Source organism: Aneurinibacillus thermoaerophilus (assembly GCF_900099925.1).
Lineage (GTDB): Bacteria > Bacillota > Bacilli > Aneurinibacillales > Aneurinibacillaceae > Aneurinibacillus > Aneurinibacillus thermoaerophilus.
Genome location: NZ_FNDE01000023.1, coordinates 1 through 15,583, shown reverse-complemented (window position 1 = coordinate 15,583; position 15,583 = coordinate 1). Strand labels below are relative to the sequence as shown.

Here is a 15,583-nt window from a genome sequence, read left to right as displayed (position 1 = left end):
GTAATATAGGTGACGAAGTATTTGGCTGTGAATTCACTGACGTATGGAGGGGTAAAGATGAATATTATCTTAATGGGATTACCTGGTGCGGGAAAAGGAACACAAGGCGAAAAAATTGTTGCCGAGTTTGGCATCCCGCATATTTCCACCGGCGACATGTTTCGTGCAGCCATCAAAGAAGAAACCGAGATGGGGAAACAAGCAAAGTCTTATATGGATCAGGGGCTCTTGGTACCGGATGAAGTTGTCATCGGTATTGTTAAAGAACGTTTAGGTAAACCTGATTGTGAGACAGGGTTTATGTTGGACGGCTTTCCGCGTACGATGGCACAGGCGGAAGCTTTGGACAGGACGCTTGAAGAAATGGAACGTACAATCGATCATGTCATCAATATTGATGTGGATCGCAGCATTTTGTTGGAACGACTGACCGGTCGCCGAATCTGCAAAAATTGCGGTGCTACGTATCATGTAATATTCAACCCTCCTTCCCGGGAAGGAATTTGTGATAAATGCGGCGGAGAATTGTATCAGCGGGACGACGACAATGCGGCGACTGTCGCGACTCGCCTCGATGTAAACATCGAACAATCCGCTCCGATCTTGAGCTATTACAAAGCAAAAGGATTGCTTCGTAACATTAACGGGCAACAAGATATAGACAAGGTGTTTGAGGATATTGCAAACGTGTTGAGAGGTCAGGCTCAATGATTATATGCAAATCCAAAACAGAGATCGACATCATGAGGGAGGCGGGACGCATCGTCGCCCTCACACACAAAGAACTGAAAAAAGCTATTCGTCCTGGTATCACTACTGGTGATCTGGATGAGATTGCTGAAGCGTTCATTCGCAAACATGGAGCGAAACCTTCTTTCAAAGGCTATGGAGGCTTTGCAGGCAGTATTTGTACTTCAGTGAACGAAGAACTTGTTCATGGCATCCCGGGCAAGCGCAAACTGAAGGAAGGAGATATCATCAGTTTGGATATTGGCGCCGAAGTGGACGGCTATCATGGTGATTCTGCTTGGACCTATGCGGTAGGCAAGATTTCTCCGGAGAACCAGCGCTTGTTGGACGTTACCGAGAAATCTCTTTATGAAGGATTAGCACAAGCGAAGCCGGATGCGCGCCTGACAGATATCTCTCATGCCATTCAAGTTTACGTGGAGGCAGCCGGATATTCCATTGTCCGTGAATACGTGGGGCATGGCATCGGACGGAGTTTGCATGAAGATCCGCAAATTCCTAACTTTGGACCTCCGGGCCGCGGACCAAGGCTGAAGCCGGGAATGGTACTTGCGATTGAGCCGATGGTAAATGCGGGCAAACGTTATGTGCGCACCCTTGCTGATAATTGGACAGTTGTTACCGTGGACGGTTCAATGTGCGCTCACTTTGAGCATACAATTGCGATTACTGAAGATGGTTATGAAATCTTAACGAAAGAATAAAACTGGAATTGCCATTTCCCTTCGAGATAGACAATGTGATATGATTGCCGATGGGGATATTGTAGGTTTAATCGGCTTGCGTTAAGAGGGCTAAGCAAAAGCAGCCATGCTGAAGAAAGGAGAGTGGCTTTATGGCGAAAGAAGATGTAATTGAAGTAGAAGGTACCGTGATTGAGCCTCTGCCAAACGCTATGTTTCGCGTAGAGCTAGAGAACGGGCATAAAGTGCTCGCTCACGTATCCGGTAAAATCCGCATGCATTTCATTCGTATATTGCCGGGTGACAAAGTTACCGTCGAATTATCGCCGTATGATTTAACCCGTGGACGGATCACATATCGTTACAAATAGAGCAGGAAACGACAGGAGTTAGAGGTTTATCTAACCTCCAACCTCTAATAGTTCCACTCTAGAAATGATGGGAGGTTATCCGAATGAAAGTAAGACCATCTGTAAAGCCGATTTGCGAGAAATGCAAAATTATTCGCCGTAAAGGCAAAGTCATGGTAATTTGTGAAAATCCGAAGCATAAGCAAAGACAAGGTTAATTTATAAGGAGGTGCACGATACATGGCACGTATTGCTGGGGTTGACTTACCTCGTGATAAACGCGTTGTTATTGCGTTAACTTACATCTTTGGCATTGGCCGTTCTACTGCTAGCAAAATTTTGAGCGAAACCGGTATCGATGAAAATACTCGCGTTCGTGATCTGACTGAAGATGAAGCAACAAAGCTTCGTGACTATATTGACAAGAATATCAAAGTTGAAGGGGATCTTCGTCGTGAGGTTTCTCTCAACATCAAGCGTTTGATTGAAATTGGCTGCTATCGTGGTGTTCGTCATCGTCGTGGCTTGCCGGTTCGTGGTCAACGTACGAAAACCAATGCACGTACTCGCAAAGGTCCGCGCCGTACCGTTGCGAACAAGAAGAAGTAAAGGGGGTAAATGAAGTTGGCAAAAAGAAAAGTAGCTGCGACTCGCACTCGTCGTCGCGATCGCAAAAACGTTGAAGCTGGTGTCGCGCATATTCGTTCTACATTCAACAACACGATCGTTACTATTACTGACCCGCATGGAAATGCAATTTCTTGGGCAAGTGCGGGTGGCCTTGGTTTCAAAGGTTCTCGTAAAAGCACTCCGTTCGCGGCGCAAATGGCTGCTGAGCAGGCTGCTAAAGCTGCGATGGAACACGGTATGAAAACTGTTGAAGTTATGGTTAAAGGACCAGGTTCCGGACGTGAAGCTGCAATTCGTTCCCTGCAGGCTACAGGACTTGAAGTCAGCATGATTAAAGACGTTACACCTATTCCTCACAATGGTTGCCGTCCACCAAAACGTCGCCGTGTATAATTTGGCAGCAAGTCGCATAAACTAGCAGTTTAAAAAGTTATACACCTGTGCATACTATCTTAATATGGAACGAACAGGTCTGTGCTTTGGTTGCGATTTACTGGTAACCGCCAAAGGGGAATTCCGGTCGTGGACCTTATGACCCGTCCGGAATTTTCGACGTTTTGAAGGAGGGATTGTTTGATGATCGAAATCGAAAAGCCAAAGATCGAAGTGGTAGAAGTAAGCGAAGACTCTACCTATGGCAAGTTTGTGGTAGAGCCTCTTGAACGAGGATACGGCACAACGCTTGGAAACTCCTTACGTCGTATTTTGCTGTCTTCCCTGCCGGGTGCCGCCATTATCAGTGTTGAAATCGATGGGGTTCTCCACGAGTTCTCCACGATCGAAGGCGTCGTAGAAGACACTACCCAGATCATCTTGAATTTAAAAACACTTTCTTTGAAAATTCATTCGGATGAAGAGAAAGTGCTTGAAATTGATGCGGAAGGCGCCGGTGTCGTAACAGCTGCCGACATTCGCGCAGACAGCGATGTAGAAATTTTGAATCCGGACCTGGTTATTGCAACGATGGAAGAGGGGGCTCGTCTCCACATTCGTATGGTTGCCAACCGCGGACGCGGCTATGTGCCTGCCGATCAGAACAAACGCCCGGATATGCCAATTGGCGTGATTCCAATTGATTCAATCTACACACCAATTACCCGTGTGAACTATCAAGTGGAAAACACACGTGTAGGCCAAGTGACTAACTATGATAAGCTCACGCTTGAAGTATGGACGGATGGCAGTATCCGCCCGGAGGAAGCGGTAAGTTTAGGCGCAAAGATCATGACGGAACATCTGAATCTGTTTGTAGGGCTAACTGATGAGGCGAAAGAAGCCGAAATCATGGTAGAAAAAGAAGAAGATAAGAAAGAAAAAGTACTTGAGATGACAATCGAGGAACTTGATCTTTCTGTCCGTTCCTACAACTGCTTGAAGCGTGCAGGTATCAATACTGTGCAAGAGCTGACGCAGAAAACAGAAGAAGATATGATGAAAGTCCGCAATCTTGGCCGCAAATCTCTGGAAGAAGTTCAAGAAAAGCTCGAAGAACTCGGACTTGGACTTCGCAAAGATGATTAAGATTGACCAACTGTTCGTTTTAAGGAGGGAAAAAATATGGCATATGCTAAATTAGGCCGTAATAGCGCCGCTCGTAAAGCTTTATTCCGCGATCTGGTAACGGACCTGATTATCAACGAGCGCATCGAAACAACGGAAAGCAAAGCGAAAGAAGTACGTTCTATCGCTGAAAAAATGATCACATTAGCTAAACGCGGTGACCTGCACGCTCGTCGTCAAGTAGCCGCTTTTGTGCGTAAAGAAACAGCTAACAATGAAACCAACCAGGATGCAATTCAAAAGTTGTTTGATACGATTGCACCTCGCTTTTCTGAGCGTCAAGGTGGTTACACTCGCATCTTGAAAATTGGTCCTCGCCGCGGCGACGGCGCACCAATGGTATACCTTGAGTTAGTTGAATAGTTAGCACTGGCGCAAGAAAGGGTGAGGATGAAATCACCCTTTTTTTGCATAGGAAAAACAATGTCTATTCTTTTCTTTACAGAAGTTTTTTATACCTATCCCCTTGTTTCGAAGAAAGCCCGCTAACAAAACATTTGTTTTTATTTCTTTTTTTCTTAAGTAAGGGGAACGGAAGAAAGCGGTGTGGTGGATTTGACTGAAACAATCATACGCCTCAACCAAGTTTCTTTTGCGTATGAAGGCGCTGAAGAGAAGGCAGTGAAGGGCGTTTCGTGTGAAGTGAGGAAAGGGGAGTTCCTTTCGATTATCGGTCATAACGGTTCCGGTAAATCCACGCTGGCAAAATTGCTGAATGGTCTGCTTTTGCCAACTGAAGGGAGCGTGGAAGTTGCCGGTGTTGTTACATCGGATGAAGAGCAGATTTGGCAAGTGCGTCAAACGGTAGGCATGGTTTTTCAAAATCCGGACAATCAATTTGTGGCGCCGACAGTAGAGGATGACATCGCCTTTGGTATGGAGAACATCGGCATCCCTCCTTCAGAGATGGAAGCGCGTATCATAGATGCGCTGCAAAAAGTGAATATGTCGGAATTTCGGACGGCTGAGCCAAATCGACTTTCTGGGGGACAGAAACAGCGTGTGGCTATTGCCGGCGCTCTGGCCGTCCGTCCGGCTGTGCTTGTGCTGGACGAAGCGACAGCGATGCTTGATCCCCGGGGACGAAAAGAAGTCTTGGAAGTTGTGCGGCGGATGAACCTTGAACAAGGTATGACGGTCATCCAGATTACTCATTACCTTGAAGAGACGCTGGAAAGCGACCGTATTCTTGTGATGGACGGAGGCGCTCTTGTAGGCGAAGGAACACCGGAAACAATCTATCAAAAAGTGGATTGGCTGCGCAAGCTTGGCCTTGACGTGCCGTTTGCCTGCGATTTGCAGTACCGGTTACGAAAGAAAGGCTTTCGTTTTCCTGTGCTGAATATAACCGGTGAAGGAGTGCTCGATAGCTTATGGATATCCGATTAGAAAACGTGAGTTATACGTATTCGCCGGGCACCCCGTTTGCTTATCAGGCGCTTAGAGACGTGTCGCTTTATATTCCGCATGGTCGTTATGTCGCCATTATTGGCCATACAGGCTCGGGCAAGTCTACGTTCATTCAGTTGTTGAACGGCTTACTGCAGCCTACGGAAGGTACGATGCAGATCGGCGAATTTACATTGCCTGCCAAGAAGAAAAAAGGTCTTGAGAAGCTACGACAACAGGTAGGGCTAGCGTTTCAATATCCGGAATATCAGCTGTTTGAGGAAACGGTACGCAAAGATGTTGCGTTCGGTCTTGTCAATATGGGCGTCCCGCCTGAGATGATTGTAGCGCGTGTGGATGCTGCTTTGCGCCTTGTGGGCCTTGATCCGGAGAAGTATGGAGAGAAATCTCCTTTCGCCTTGAGCGGGGGCCAGATGAGACGAGCAGCACTTGCCGGCGTGCTTGTTATGAATCCAAAAGTACTGATACTGGATGAACCGACCGCAGGATTGGATCCTGCCGGGCATCGTGCGATTCTGGAGATGATTGCCCGTGTTCATCGTGAAGAGAAACGGACGACGATTCTCGTTACGCATAGCATGGAGGACGCTGCGCTATATGCTGATTATCTTTATGTGATGAATCAAGGACGCGTATGGATGGAAGGAACACCACAGCAGGTGTTCCAGGAGCCGGAGAAGATTCAGCAAGCGGGCCTGGATTTACCGGAAATTACTCGTTTTATCGTGCAGTTTAACGAGCGCGTGCGTACGGCTGGGAGCTCGGTGCCGCCTCTTCCGCTTGATATTTTCGATTCAGAACAGCTGGCTGACGAGCTGGCCCGTCGCTTTTCGCGTAGAGGAGGGAAGCGACGATGAGTTTTTTGAATTCCATTCCGATTGGCCAGTTTGTGCCGCGTCAGTCGTTTCTTCACCAGTGCGACCCACGCAGCAAACTTTTATTCGTACTTTTTTTTATCATTTTTATTTTTATGGCGAACACGCTGGCCGCTTTCTTGTTTGTGGCAGCGGTCACGCTTCTGGGAATCGCGGTTTCGCGCATTCCGGTTATCTACGTTCTGCGTGGATTAAAGCCCGCTCTCTGGATTATCGTATTAACGGTGATTTTACAAGTTTTCACGAATAAGGAAGGCGCACTTTTATTTTCATGGAAGTTCATTGAAATTCACGAAAAAGGGCTGCAGGACGCGGCCTTTGTGTCAGCACGCATTATTCTGCTGATGCTATCGGCTTCTTTATTAACACTGACAACTTCTCCGATTCAGCTAACGGATGGGCTGGAGAGTTTGTTTTCCCCTTTCCGGAAATTTGGTTTTCCAGCACATGAGCTGGCACTGATGATGTCGATTTCGCTACGCTTTATTCCGACACTGCTTGAGGAGACGGATAAAATCGCCAAAGCGCAAATGTCACGCGGGGCTTCTTTTTCCAGCGGTTCGATTATAAAACGGATTAACGGCATCCTTCCTTTAATTGTTCCGTTGTTCGTACAATCGTTTCGTCGGGCGGAAGAGCTGGCGTTTGCGATGGAAGCGAGAGGATACCGCGGTGGAGAAGGACGGACAAAGTACCGGCAGTTGCGCTTCGGCAAGCGGGATGCGATGCTTCTTCTCATTACAATAGGGATAGCGGTCACTGTCTGGCTGCTGCGGGCGTAAGCGGCGGCTTTGGCATTGACTGGTTTTGTCCGGCAATGAAAGGATGAATACAACACAGATGGAAGAGCGTAAGATTAAGCTTACGTTTGGCTATCAGGGAACGGCTTATTATGGCTTTCAGCGGCAGAACAACGGTCCCAGCATACAGGCCGAAATTGAAAAAGTGCTGAAACATATTCTCCGACATGAGACAAAAATCGTGGCATCCGGGCGCACGGATTCGGGTGTTCATGCGAGGGAACAGGTCGCCCATTTTGTTACGACTAGCCGTATACCTGCAGATAGGCTGGTGCCAGCGATGAATACGTTTTTGCCGGACGATATTGTTGTACTGCATGCTGTAGATGTGCCAATGGATTTTCATGCTCGGTATGATGTCACGGAGAAAACCTATAAATACCGGATTCTTAATCAAGATACTCCTGATCCTTTTATTCGCGACTGGGCTTATCATGTAAAAGCGCCGCTTGATATTGAGAAGATGCGTGCGGCCGCCGCTTATTTTTTGGGAACGCATGACTTTACCTCGTTTTGTTCGATGCGCACGCAGGTGGAAGACAAGGTGCGGACGATATATGAAGTAACGATCGAGGTTACGCAGCGTGACAAATTCGTGCCCGGGCAGGGGCTTGACATTTGGCTTACGTTTCGTGGCAACGGATTTTTGTATAACATGGTTCGTATGATGACAGGAGCGCTTGTAGAAGTCGGCAAGGGCCGCTGGGAAGTCGATTACGTGAAATGGATGCTTGAAGCGAAGAATGGTACGATCGCTAAGGCCAACGTCCCCCCGCAGGGCCTGTATTTATGGAAAGTAGAGTATAGGAAGTCAACGCCACCTGGTGTATAATTTTTTCTTGACTTTAATACCAAAATTGTAGTAATATCAAATTCGGTATTTTAAAACCCACTAACGCCCCGAAAATGTGTTGGTTTTTAAAATATAAAGGTTAACGGAACTTTTTGAAATGCAAGTTACAGGAGGGAAAACAATGCGCACCACATACATGGCCAAGCCACTCGAAGTAGAGCGTAAATGGTATGTTGTTGATGCTGAAGGACAGACGCTCGGACGTCTGGCCAGCGAAGTAGCGGCTATTCTTCGCGGAAAATTCAAACCTGAATTCACACCGCACGTTGACACTGGCGATTTCGTTATCGTTATCAATGCTGATAAAATCAAACTGACTGGTAAGAAAATGACGGATAAGCTGTATTATCGTCACTCCGGTTATCCGGGCGGCTTGAAAATCACTACGGCTGGCCAAATGTTGGCTACCAAGCCTGAGCGCATGATCGAGCTTGCTGTTAAAGGCATGCTGCCGAAGAACCGCCTTGGTCGTCGATTGGTTACAAAACTGCATGTATATGCTGGTTCTGAGCATCCACATCAAGCGCAAAAACCAGAAAAATGGGAACTGCGCGGATAGTAAAAGGAGGGTAATTTCGTGGCACAAGTTCAATACTACGGAACAGGTCGTCGCAAGCATTCCGTTGCACGCGTTCGCTTAGTACCTGGCGATGGTCAAATCATCATCAACAAGCGTCCAATGGATGAATATTTTGGTCTTGAAACTTTGAAACTTATCGTAAAGCAACCGCTCGTTCTTACTGAAACGGAAGGCAAGTACGATGTGCTTGTAAATGTGAATGGCGGCGGTACAACCGGTCAAGCGGGTGCGATCCGCCATGGCATCTCCCGCGCGTTGCTGCAAGCTGACCCGGATCTTCGTGGCGCTTTGAAAGCAGCTGGATTCTTGACTCGCGATCCACGGATGAAAGAACGTAAGAAATACGGTCTTAAAGCTGCTCGTCGCGCACCTCAATTCTCCAAACGCTAATTTGGACGATATTTATATTCAGAAAAAGCCCAATCCTTTTGGATTGGGCTTTTTGTTACACGTTTTGCTGACTGCTTTCGTTTAAGATAATCAGATTTTCAAACAAGGTATGAAACAATAAACGAAAAGGCCATCCTAAGAGTAACATTCATACGATAAAACAGGGTGATCGCATGGACAGCAATATAGTATCGTTTGAAGAACGTGCTAGGATACGGAACGAAAATATGCGTAAGAAAATTAAGGATGGCATCGACATCCAAGAGGTGCGCCGCTACTACTATAACACTGTCGAAGTTTCCATTCGTCATCTCCCTTTGCTGCAACGCTACCTTGTCGAAGAATATCTGGCCGAAATTATTTACGAATTCTTTTTCCAAGGCGTTGCAGCTAGTAAGTTATATAAAGCGGGGCGTACGGCGGAAGAAATTGAACGCAGCTACTCCCAGCAACATCTTCTGAGTATTTACACATTAGCTAATGATTTTAACCTTATGAGTCGCCTTGGCGAATGGGACTTTTATTCAGTATCCATTATAGCGGAAGATTTGGCGGCAAAGTGGTTTCGCCACGGCCTTGTCTATGGAAAAAAACAGCGAAAACTTAAATTGCTTTGAAGCGATTTAGAGCGGGCTTATGACAAAAGCTCGCTTTTTTATTTGAACGAAACCAGGGGATATATGTTCCGCGAATAAACAGGAAGGTTGTACATATGTTTTATATATAAGAGCTAGAGATGTACTTTGCTCTATTAAACAATGTCAATCGATCAAGTCAAATGTATATAGTAATTAGAATAGGGGGGGGAGTATACTTTGCAAAAAAAAAGAAACGTAATACTGTGGTTAGGAGCACTGATGTTCCTTATAACACTTTTGACATATAATATGCCGATGGATGATGAGTCATGGTCCGTTTGGTCGCTGCCGCTTTCCGGAAAAATTATTGTCGTGGATGCTGGGCATGGCGGACCAGACGGCGGAGCCAAAAGCAAAGGTGGAATAATTGAGAAAGACATCACTTTGCCTATTAGTATGTATTTACGCGATTTTCTACAGGAGGCGGGCGCTTTGGTTATTATGACACGCGAAACGGATACAGATTTGGCCGCTCCTGGCACAAAAGGGTTGAGTAAACGTAAAACCGAAGATTTACTGCGGCGTGTCCGGTTAATTAAAGATAATCAGGCTGATTTGCTGATAAGCATTCATCTGAATGCCATTCCATCTCCGCGCTGGTCAGGGGCACAAACATTCTATTCGCCTGCGTTAAAGCAATCCGGCCAGATGGCTCATCTTATTCAGGATGAAATTAAACGTGTCATAAGCAATACAGACAGAGTGGCAAAAAAAACAGATGATATTTTCATCCTTCGCACAGCGGAATGTCCATCCGTACTGGTGGAAGTCGGGTTTCTATCCAACGAGCAAGAGGCTAAACTTATGGCGACTTCCCGTTATCAAAAACAAATGGCCAATGCGATTTACCAGGGGATTTTACGTTATTATTCAGGGGAAACTGTTGAAGAAGTGCAATAAGCTTTGTAGGAAAAAATAACAGAGTGGTATAATGAAAAAAGTACGCCATTTTGAGAGGTGAAAGACAAGTGATTACAGAAGAGAAAGTGTTAGAGGCGCTGAAAGGGGTTCAAGATCCGGAGATCCACCGCAGTGTAGTGGAACTGGGCATGGTACGTAATATCAAGATTGATGACGATAGAGTAGAATTGGATGTTATTCTTACCATTCAGGGCTGTCCGTTAAAGGTGAAGATTCAGGAAGATGTGGAAAATGCGATTAAAGCGCTTGGTGCGAAAGAAGTTGTTGTTCACTTTGGAGCGATGACAGATGAGGAAAGAGCGCGTGTCGCTGCGATAATTCGTGGCGGTAGTGCAGATGGTTCGCCTTCCGCGCCAAACAATGGCGCGGTACAGGGACACGGCGCGGGCTTAAGCCAAATCTCCCCTCTTCTTGCACCGGATTCGAAAACGCAATTTATTGCAGTAGCAAGCGGAAAAGGCGGCGTCGGAAAATCCACGGTAACAGTTAACCTAGCGGTTGCGTTGGCACGTATGGGCAAGAAAGTCGGTGTCATTGATGCGGATATTTACGGTTTTAGCGTACCGGACATGATGGGCATTACGCAACGGCCGGTTGTAATTGACAATATGGTTATGCCCGTGCAACGTTTCGGCGTAAAAGTGATCTCCATGGGATTCTTCGTAGAGGACAATTCGCCGATTATTTGGCGCGGGCCGATGCTGGGAAAAATGTTGCGTAACTTCTTTAGTGAAATTCATTGGGGTGAACTAGATTACATGATTCTCGATCTGCCGCCAGGAACGGGTGATGTAGCGCTTGATGTGCACCAGATGATTCCGCAGAGCAAGGAAATTATCGTAACGACTCCGCATCCCACAGCGGCGTTCGTAGCAGCGCGTGCCGGTGCGATGGCCCTCCGCACAAACCACGAAATTCTTGGGGTAGTAGAAAACATGTCTTACTATATAAACAAGAACGGCGAAAAAGACCCGATCTTCGGAAGCGGCGGAGGTCAGAAGCTCGCGGAGGAGCTGAAGACAGAATTGCTGGCGCAAATTCCGCTAGGACAGCCGGAGCCGATGCGCGACGAAGATCGTTACGCACCTTCTGTATATCAAGAACATGAAGAAATCGGCAAAATCTATGCGGAACTAGCGCGGAAAGTTGATGAGAAAGCTGGTATTTCCGTATAAGCAAAATACGGCGAAAACGGAAGATGAGGAACTCCTCACTTCCGTTTTTTTTTCGTATTAAGAAAGTATATGTTGCTTTATAGTGATAAAGCAATATACACTTTCTTTCCATAAGTAAATGAAGAAAAACTCGTGAGGTGTGTGCCAAACGTTTTCTTTTTCCATGTGGCATGTGGAGCGTGTGGCACGGAGGGAGAGAAAGACTGGCAAATGTCTCCCTCCTCGAGGGCTCCAGATGTTTTGTCAGTCCGGCCGACGTACCACAAGGTGGCCGGTTTTCTTCTATGTGGAAAAAGGACCAGGCATAAGCCAGCGAGTTTTTCTTGTACAAGCGGTTTTAGCTTTGGAAGGAAGGAGAATTACTTTTTACCTCCACCGCCCTCTTGTTTTCCTCCGCCTTCTTTTCCTTTTTCTTTACCTTTGCCTTGCTCAGGCTTTATCATTTGTTCCTGAGCTTTCTGGGCAAGCTGAATCATTTCCAGACGGAACATTGGACTTTGTAGCGCATCTTTCATTACACTCATTGTCTGTTGGCGGTACGCGGGACTTTTCATTGTTTCTAGCACCAGCTTTTGATATTCAGGGTCTTTCATAATATCGAGCATCATTTTCTGGTACTCAGGTTCTTTCATGAGATCTTTTAGTAATTTTTTGTTTTGCTCCTGCATCGCTTTAGCCATAGAAACTGCAAATTTCGGGTCTTGCATCATTTCATGGGCTTGAATTTTCATCTCTTCGCCGCCCCCTTGCCCTGCTCTCTGGACGCTTTGTGTAGATGAGCGTTCGTTCATGGCTTCATGAATTGCTTTTTGCCCCTCTTTTGTTTTTAAAATGTCGACAACCATTTGCTTTGTTTCTTTATAGTCGGAAGAGGCGGATTTTTCTTTTTGTTGACCTCCGCTACAACCCGTGACCAGAACAGCAGCGAGTAGAATGGAAGAAAGCACATATTTTATGGAAATGGTAAAATGGTTCATCACTTTGCTTCCCTCATTTCTCAATTTGTATAGCTATGATTTAGCATGTCAAACGATGATGCTGTTTATCCTTATTGACCGGGCCTTGCGCGTGGTGAATTATGGAGGAAATGGAGGATGTGACGAATGGGCGAAATTACTGGTTTTTTACTGGGGCTGTTGGTACAATCAAGAAAGGGAAACGAGGAAGCATGGGGGTATGTTGGTGACATTACGAAAGTGGTCTTTTTTGTTTTATACGACGCTTCTTATGGGAGCCTTGGGAGCGGTAATTACTGGTGCTTTTATTGGCATGGAATCGCTTGGCGGCGGATTCGGGAATTTTGGTATGGGTATTTTTGGAAGATTAATTATGGGTCTTATGTTTAGTATAATTAGCCAGATGGGTTTTTTCGCCTATTTAATGTTGAATTATTTAGCGCTTAGCGTACTCAGAAGAAAAAGTCTTTGGCTGGGAGTACAGGTGCTCTTGATTCTGTTTGTATTTGTTGATTTGGTCGTTTTACGACATGATCTGTTCGCAAAAGAAGAACCGATTCTCGGATATGTATGGCTGCCGTTTAGCCTGCTCGTTTATGCGGTGGTGGTTGCTTATTTTAAAGTCAAGGCGACGAATGCTTCTGCTTGGATTCCGACCGTTTTTTTTATGTTTGTTGTTACGGTTCTTGAGTGGCTTCCGGCGCTCAAAGAAAACAATCCGAAAGCAATGATTATGATGATTGTGCCGTTGTTATTATGCAATACGTGGCAAATTATGCAGTTGCATCGTGTTCTGCAAAAAAACGAAAGCCTGGCGAAGTAACCGCCCGGCTTTTTCTCATTTATTGAACCTCGTTTGTATTTATTTTTGCGTTAGCGATAAGTTCAGAAACGGTGACAAATTCGTAACCTTTGGAGCGCAATTGTTCGATGATGGCCGGAAGGGCCAGATGGGTCTGCTTGCATGAATCGCTTGCGTGCATCAAAATAATATCACCGGGATGTGCACTGTCCACGACATTTTTAATGATTTGCTCTGTTCCAGGATTCAGCCAGTCTTTCGAATCCGTATCCCATTGGACGACTGTATACCCCATTTTGTCGGCGATTTTAAGTACGCGTTTATCGAAATCGCCATTCGGAGTACGGATAAGATTAGGTGGAGTTCCAGTTAATTCCTTTAAAATTTCGTGGGCTTTTGTGATTTCCGCTTGAATTTCTTCGTCGTTTAGGCTGCTGTAGTTAGTGTATTTATGTCCATGAGAACCGATTTCAAATCCCATGTCTTTAATGCGTTTTACGATGTCAGGGTGGCTTTTGCTCCAGGGCGAGGAAAGGAAGAACGTTGCTTTTTTCACACCTTTTTGCTCAAGAATGTCAAGAATTGGGCCTACACGTTCTTCGCCCCAGCTAATATCAAAGGTGAGAGCGAGCTTTTTTTCCCGCGTGTCCACTTTGTAAATAGCGTTCGGCCCATTTTTTCCTGACGTGAAGATTGAAATATTATCCCTTTCGGCCCAGGCGATGCCAATGGCGAATAAAGCGGCAGTAAGAATGATAAGATACTGTTTAAGACGTCTGGCGTTTACAATCCAAAACAAAAATCACACCTCCTTATTAGTTTAACCCTTGTCCATTACATATGTATGCCTGTGAGTCAAGGATATGCCTTTTTGAAAATAAGGAATACGGAAGAAAGAATCGCGGTATTATCAAGAAGAGGAAAGTACAGGAAAGGGGAGCAGATATGCAATGGTAAAAAGACTGGCAAGCATTGTCTGTGAGAATAAACGATACATATGGCTCGGTGTTGCGCTGATGTTGATAGGTGTGTTCTTCGGATATACGAATGCGGAAGAAATTAAACAATTTGCCAAGCAGATGATAGACAACATTCAACGAATTGGAAGTGATATTAGAAAAGCCAATAACCCGTTATATACATTTGGGGTTATTTTTAAAAATAATGTAATGGTCGCGTTTAGCATGGTGGGGCTTGGCATCTTTTTCTTTGGGCTGTATCCCGCCCTGGGGCTAGTGACAAACGGTATTTTGCTCGGTTTCTTGTTAAAAGTATATGCAAGCGGAGGCATAAGTCCGCTAAAGATTTTGCTCGCTGGAATTTTGCCGCATGGGATTATTGAACTGAGTGCCATCATTTTCGCAGCAGCCATCGGTATTAAGTTGGGTGTATTGACGTATGACTGGGTTGTTAGTCTGTTTGTAAGAGAGAAACGGACAACTGTGAGGAAAAAGTTCAGTGATATGCTGAGAGATCTCCCTTTGGCTGTTGGCACTATTGTAGTTATGCTATTTGTGGCAGCTGTTGTTGAGACTACCATCACTCCCCTGTTGATTCAGAGCTTCGTGGGACAGGAAATAGATATTATGAAGCAAATGCTTAAATTAAAGGGCTGAAAGGGCTTTGTTTCCCCTGAGACTCTTTATTTTTGATGTGGTATAATTCGCAGTGAAAACTGGAAACATAATTCCAAAATAAAAAATACAAATATAAAGATATAATAAATGTGTTGACAATAGTGATTAGTATATGATACATTTTCAATTGTCGCTGTTAAAACAGTGATAAATCCTTGAGATAAAACAGGGTTATTTTTAAAAAAGATATTGCAATTTAGTCTAATATTTGATAAAATGTAAAAGTCGTCAACAGAATGCGACAGAGAAAAAGAAGTCCCTTGAAAACTGAACAGTGAAACTCGTTTGTGTGCGAGTTAAATATCCCATGAAAGTGAAGGTCAGCTTCAAAGTTGATTTCAGGCACTTTTATGGGGCCCGAAAAACATTCTTTACTTTATGAGCTAGCTTACGAGCTTGCGTATCAATCTTCATCTTTTTTGGAGAGTTTGATCCTGGCTCAGGACGAACGCTGGCGGCGTGCCTAATACATGCAAGTCGAGCGAACCGATGGAGTGCTTGCATTCCTGAGGTTAGCGGCGGACGGGTGAGTAACACGTAGGCAACCTGCCTGTACGACCGGGATAACTCCGG

The 15,583-nt window shown here is 45.4% G+C and carries 21 protein-coding genes and 1 rRNA gene; 20 read left to right on the top strand and 2 right to left on the bottom strand.

Annotated elements, in window-relative coordinates:
* The first annotated feature begins 57 nt into the window (after nucleotides 1–57).
* From BLR88_RS11915 to BLR88_RS11835, 17 genes are all read left to right on the top strand, one after another.
* Nucleotides 58–711, top strand: a complete 654-nt coding sequence (locus tag BLR88_RS11915) for an adenylate kinase (RefSeq protein ID WP_057900128.1) — start codon at nucleotides 58–60, stop codon at nucleotides 709–711.
* Entirely contained in the window at nucleotides 708–1,454 is a 747-nt protein-coding gene (gene map, locus BLR88_RS11910) for a type I methionyl aminopeptidase (RefSeq protein WP_057900127.1), read from the top strand. Before BLR88_RS11915 ends, map begins: the two co-directional genes overlap by 4 nt.
* Nucleotides 1,455–1,585: 131 nt before the next feature.
* Nucleotides 1,586–1,804, top strand: coding sequence for a translation initiation factor IF-1 (gene infA, locus BLR88_RS11905; protein WP_003322635.1), 219 nt, complete (start codon nucleotides 1,586–1,588; stop codon nucleotides 1,802–1,804).
* Nucleotides 1,805–1,887: 83 nt separating this feature from the next.
* Nucleotides 1,888–2,001 carry a 50S ribosomal protein L36 gene (gene rpmJ / locus BLR88_RS11900; RefSeq protein ID WP_057900126.1) on the top strand — a complete coding sequence of 38 codons (114 nt, stop codon included), beginning with the start codon at nucleotides 1,888–1,890 and terminating at the stop codon, nucleotides 1,999–2,001.
* Nucleotides 2,002–2,023: 22 nt separating this feature from the next.
* On the top strand, nucleotides 2,024–2,392 hold the full coding sequence (gene rpsM, locus BLR88_RS11895) for a 30S ribosomal protein S13 (RefSeq protein ID WP_057900125.1): 369 nt from the start codon (nucleotides 2,024–2,026) through the stop codon (nucleotides 2,390–2,392).
* 15 nt (nucleotides 2,393–2,407) lie between these two features.
* On the top strand, nucleotides 2,408–2,806 hold the full coding sequence (gene rpsK / locus BLR88_RS11890) for a 30S ribosomal protein S11 (protein ID WP_082706214.1): 399 nt from the start codon (nucleotides 2,408–2,410) through the stop codon (nucleotides 2,804–2,806).
* Nucleotides 2,807–2,989: 183 nt separating this feature from the next.
* Nucleotides 2,990–3,934 (top strand): DNA-directed RNA polymerase subunit alpha, encoded by a 945-nt coding sequence (locus BLR88_RS11885; RefSeq protein ID WP_057900123.1) that lies wholly within the window; start codon nucleotides 2,990–2,992, stop codon nucleotides 3,932–3,934.
* 36 nt (nucleotides 3,935–3,970) lie between these two features.
* Nucleotides 3,971–4,336: a 50S ribosomal protein L17 gene (rplQ, locus tag BLR88_RS11880; protein WP_057900122.1), complete on the top strand. Its 366-nt coding sequence runs from the start codon at nucleotides 3,971–3,973 to the stop codon at nucleotides 4,334–4,336.
* Nucleotides 4,337–4,522: 186 nt separating this feature from the next.
* Nucleotides 4,523–5,362, top strand: coding sequence for an energy-coupling factor transporter ATPase (locus BLR88_RS11875; RefSeq protein ID WP_409359899.1), 840 nt, complete (start codon nucleotides 4,523–4,525; stop codon nucleotides 5,360–5,362).
* Complete coding sequence (locus BLR88_RS11870) at nucleotides 5,347–6,240, top strand: energy-coupling factor transporter ATPase (RefSeq protein ID WP_057900121.1); 894 nt, start codon at nucleotides 5,347–5,349, stop codon at nucleotides 6,238–6,240. The genes BLR88_RS11875 and BLR88_RS11870 overlap by 16 nt, the downstream gene beginning before the upstream one ends.
* Nucleotides 6,237–7,040 (top strand): energy-coupling factor transporter transmembrane component T family protein, encoded by an 804-nt coding sequence (locus BLR88_RS11865; protein WP_057900120.1) that lies wholly within the window; start codon nucleotides 6,237–6,239, stop codon nucleotides 7,038–7,040. Before BLR88_RS11870 ends, BLR88_RS11865 begins: the two co-directional genes overlap by 4 nt.
* Before the next feature lie 58 nt (nucleotides 7,041–7,098).
* Nucleotides 7,099–7,890: a tRNA pseudouridine(38-40) synthase TruA gene (truA, locus tag BLR88_RS11860; protein ID WP_057900119.1), complete on the top strand. Its 792-nt coding sequence runs from the start codon at nucleotides 7,099–7,101 to the stop codon at nucleotides 7,888–7,890.
* A 142-nt stretch (nucleotides 7,891–8,032) separates the two neighbouring features.
* A complete protein-coding gene (gene rplM / locus BLR88_RS11855) occupies nucleotides 8,033–8,470 on the top strand; it encodes a 50S ribosomal protein L13 (RefSeq protein WP_057900118.1) in 438 nt (145 codons plus the stop codon).
* An 18-nt stretch (nucleotides 8,471–8,488) separates the two neighbouring features.
* Nucleotides 8,489–8,881, top strand: coding sequence for a 30S ribosomal protein S9 (gene rpsI / locus BLR88_RS11850; protein ID WP_057900117.1), 393 nt, complete (start codon nucleotides 8,489–8,491; stop codon nucleotides 8,879–8,881).
* A 173-nt stretch (nucleotides 8,882–9,054) separates the two neighbouring features.
* Nucleotides 9,055–9,498 (top strand): DUF2521 family protein, encoded by a 444-nt coding sequence (locus BLR88_RS11845; RefSeq protein ID WP_057900116.1) that lies wholly within the window; start codon nucleotides 9,055–9,057, stop codon nucleotides 9,496–9,498.
* 240 nt (nucleotides 9,499–9,738) lie between these two features.
* Nucleotides 9,739–10,419, top strand: coding sequence for an N-acetylmuramoyl-L-alanine amidase CwlD (gene cwlD, locus BLR88_RS11840; protein WP_091260766.1), 681 nt, complete (start codon nucleotides 9,739–9,741; stop codon nucleotides 10,417–10,419).
* A 68-nt stretch (nucleotides 10,420–10,487) separates the two neighbouring features.
* Entirely contained in the window at nucleotides 10,488–11,615 is a 1,128-nt protein-coding gene (locus tag BLR88_RS11835; RefSeq protein ID WP_091260749.1) for an Mrp/NBP35 family ATP-binding protein, read from the top strand.
* A gap of 359 nt (nucleotides 11,616–11,974) precedes the next feature.
* Here BLR88_RS11835 and gerD read toward each other — a convergent pair whose 3' ends face one another.
* The gene (gene gerD / locus BLR88_RS11830) at nucleotides 11,975–12,592 is read right to left on the bottom strand and encodes a spore germination lipoprotein GerD (protein WP_091260747.1); all 618 of its coding nucleotides are present in this window, start codon (nucleotides 12,590–12,592) and stop codon (nucleotides 11,975–11,977) included.
* On the opposite strand from gerD, the gene BLR88_RS11825 reads away from it, so the two are divergent.
* Entirely contained in the window at nucleotides 12,576–13,394 is an 819-nt protein-coding gene (locus BLR88_RS11825; RefSeq protein WP_254778307.1) for a KinB-signaling pathway activation protein, read from the top strand. The genes gerD and BLR88_RS11825 overlap by 17 nt on opposite strands.
* 19 nt (nucleotides 13,395–13,413) lie before the next feature.
* Here the strand turns inward: BLR88_RS11825 and pdaB are convergent, their stop codons facing one another.
* Nucleotides 13,414–14,172 carry a polysaccharide deacetylase family sporulation protein PdaB gene (gene pdaB / locus BLR88_RS11820; protein WP_057900113.1) on the bottom strand — a complete coding sequence of 253 codons (759 nt, stop codon included), beginning with the start codon at nucleotides 14,170–14,172 and terminating at the stop codon, nucleotides 13,414–13,416.
* A 151-nt stretch (nucleotides 14,173–14,323) separates the two neighbouring features.
* Between pdaB and BLR88_RS11815 the strand changes: the two genes are divergently transcribed.
* Nucleotides 14,324–14,989: a stage II sporulation protein M gene (locus BLR88_RS11815; RefSeq protein ID WP_091260745.1), complete on the top strand. Its 666-nt coding sequence runs from the start codon at nucleotides 14,324–14,326 to the stop codon at nucleotides 14,987–14,989.
* A 437-nt stretch (nucleotides 14,990–15,426) separates the two neighbouring features.
* Nucleotides 15,427–15,583: ribosomal RNA gene (locus tag BLR88_RS11810) — 16S ribosomal RNA — on the top strand; the annotation flags it as partial.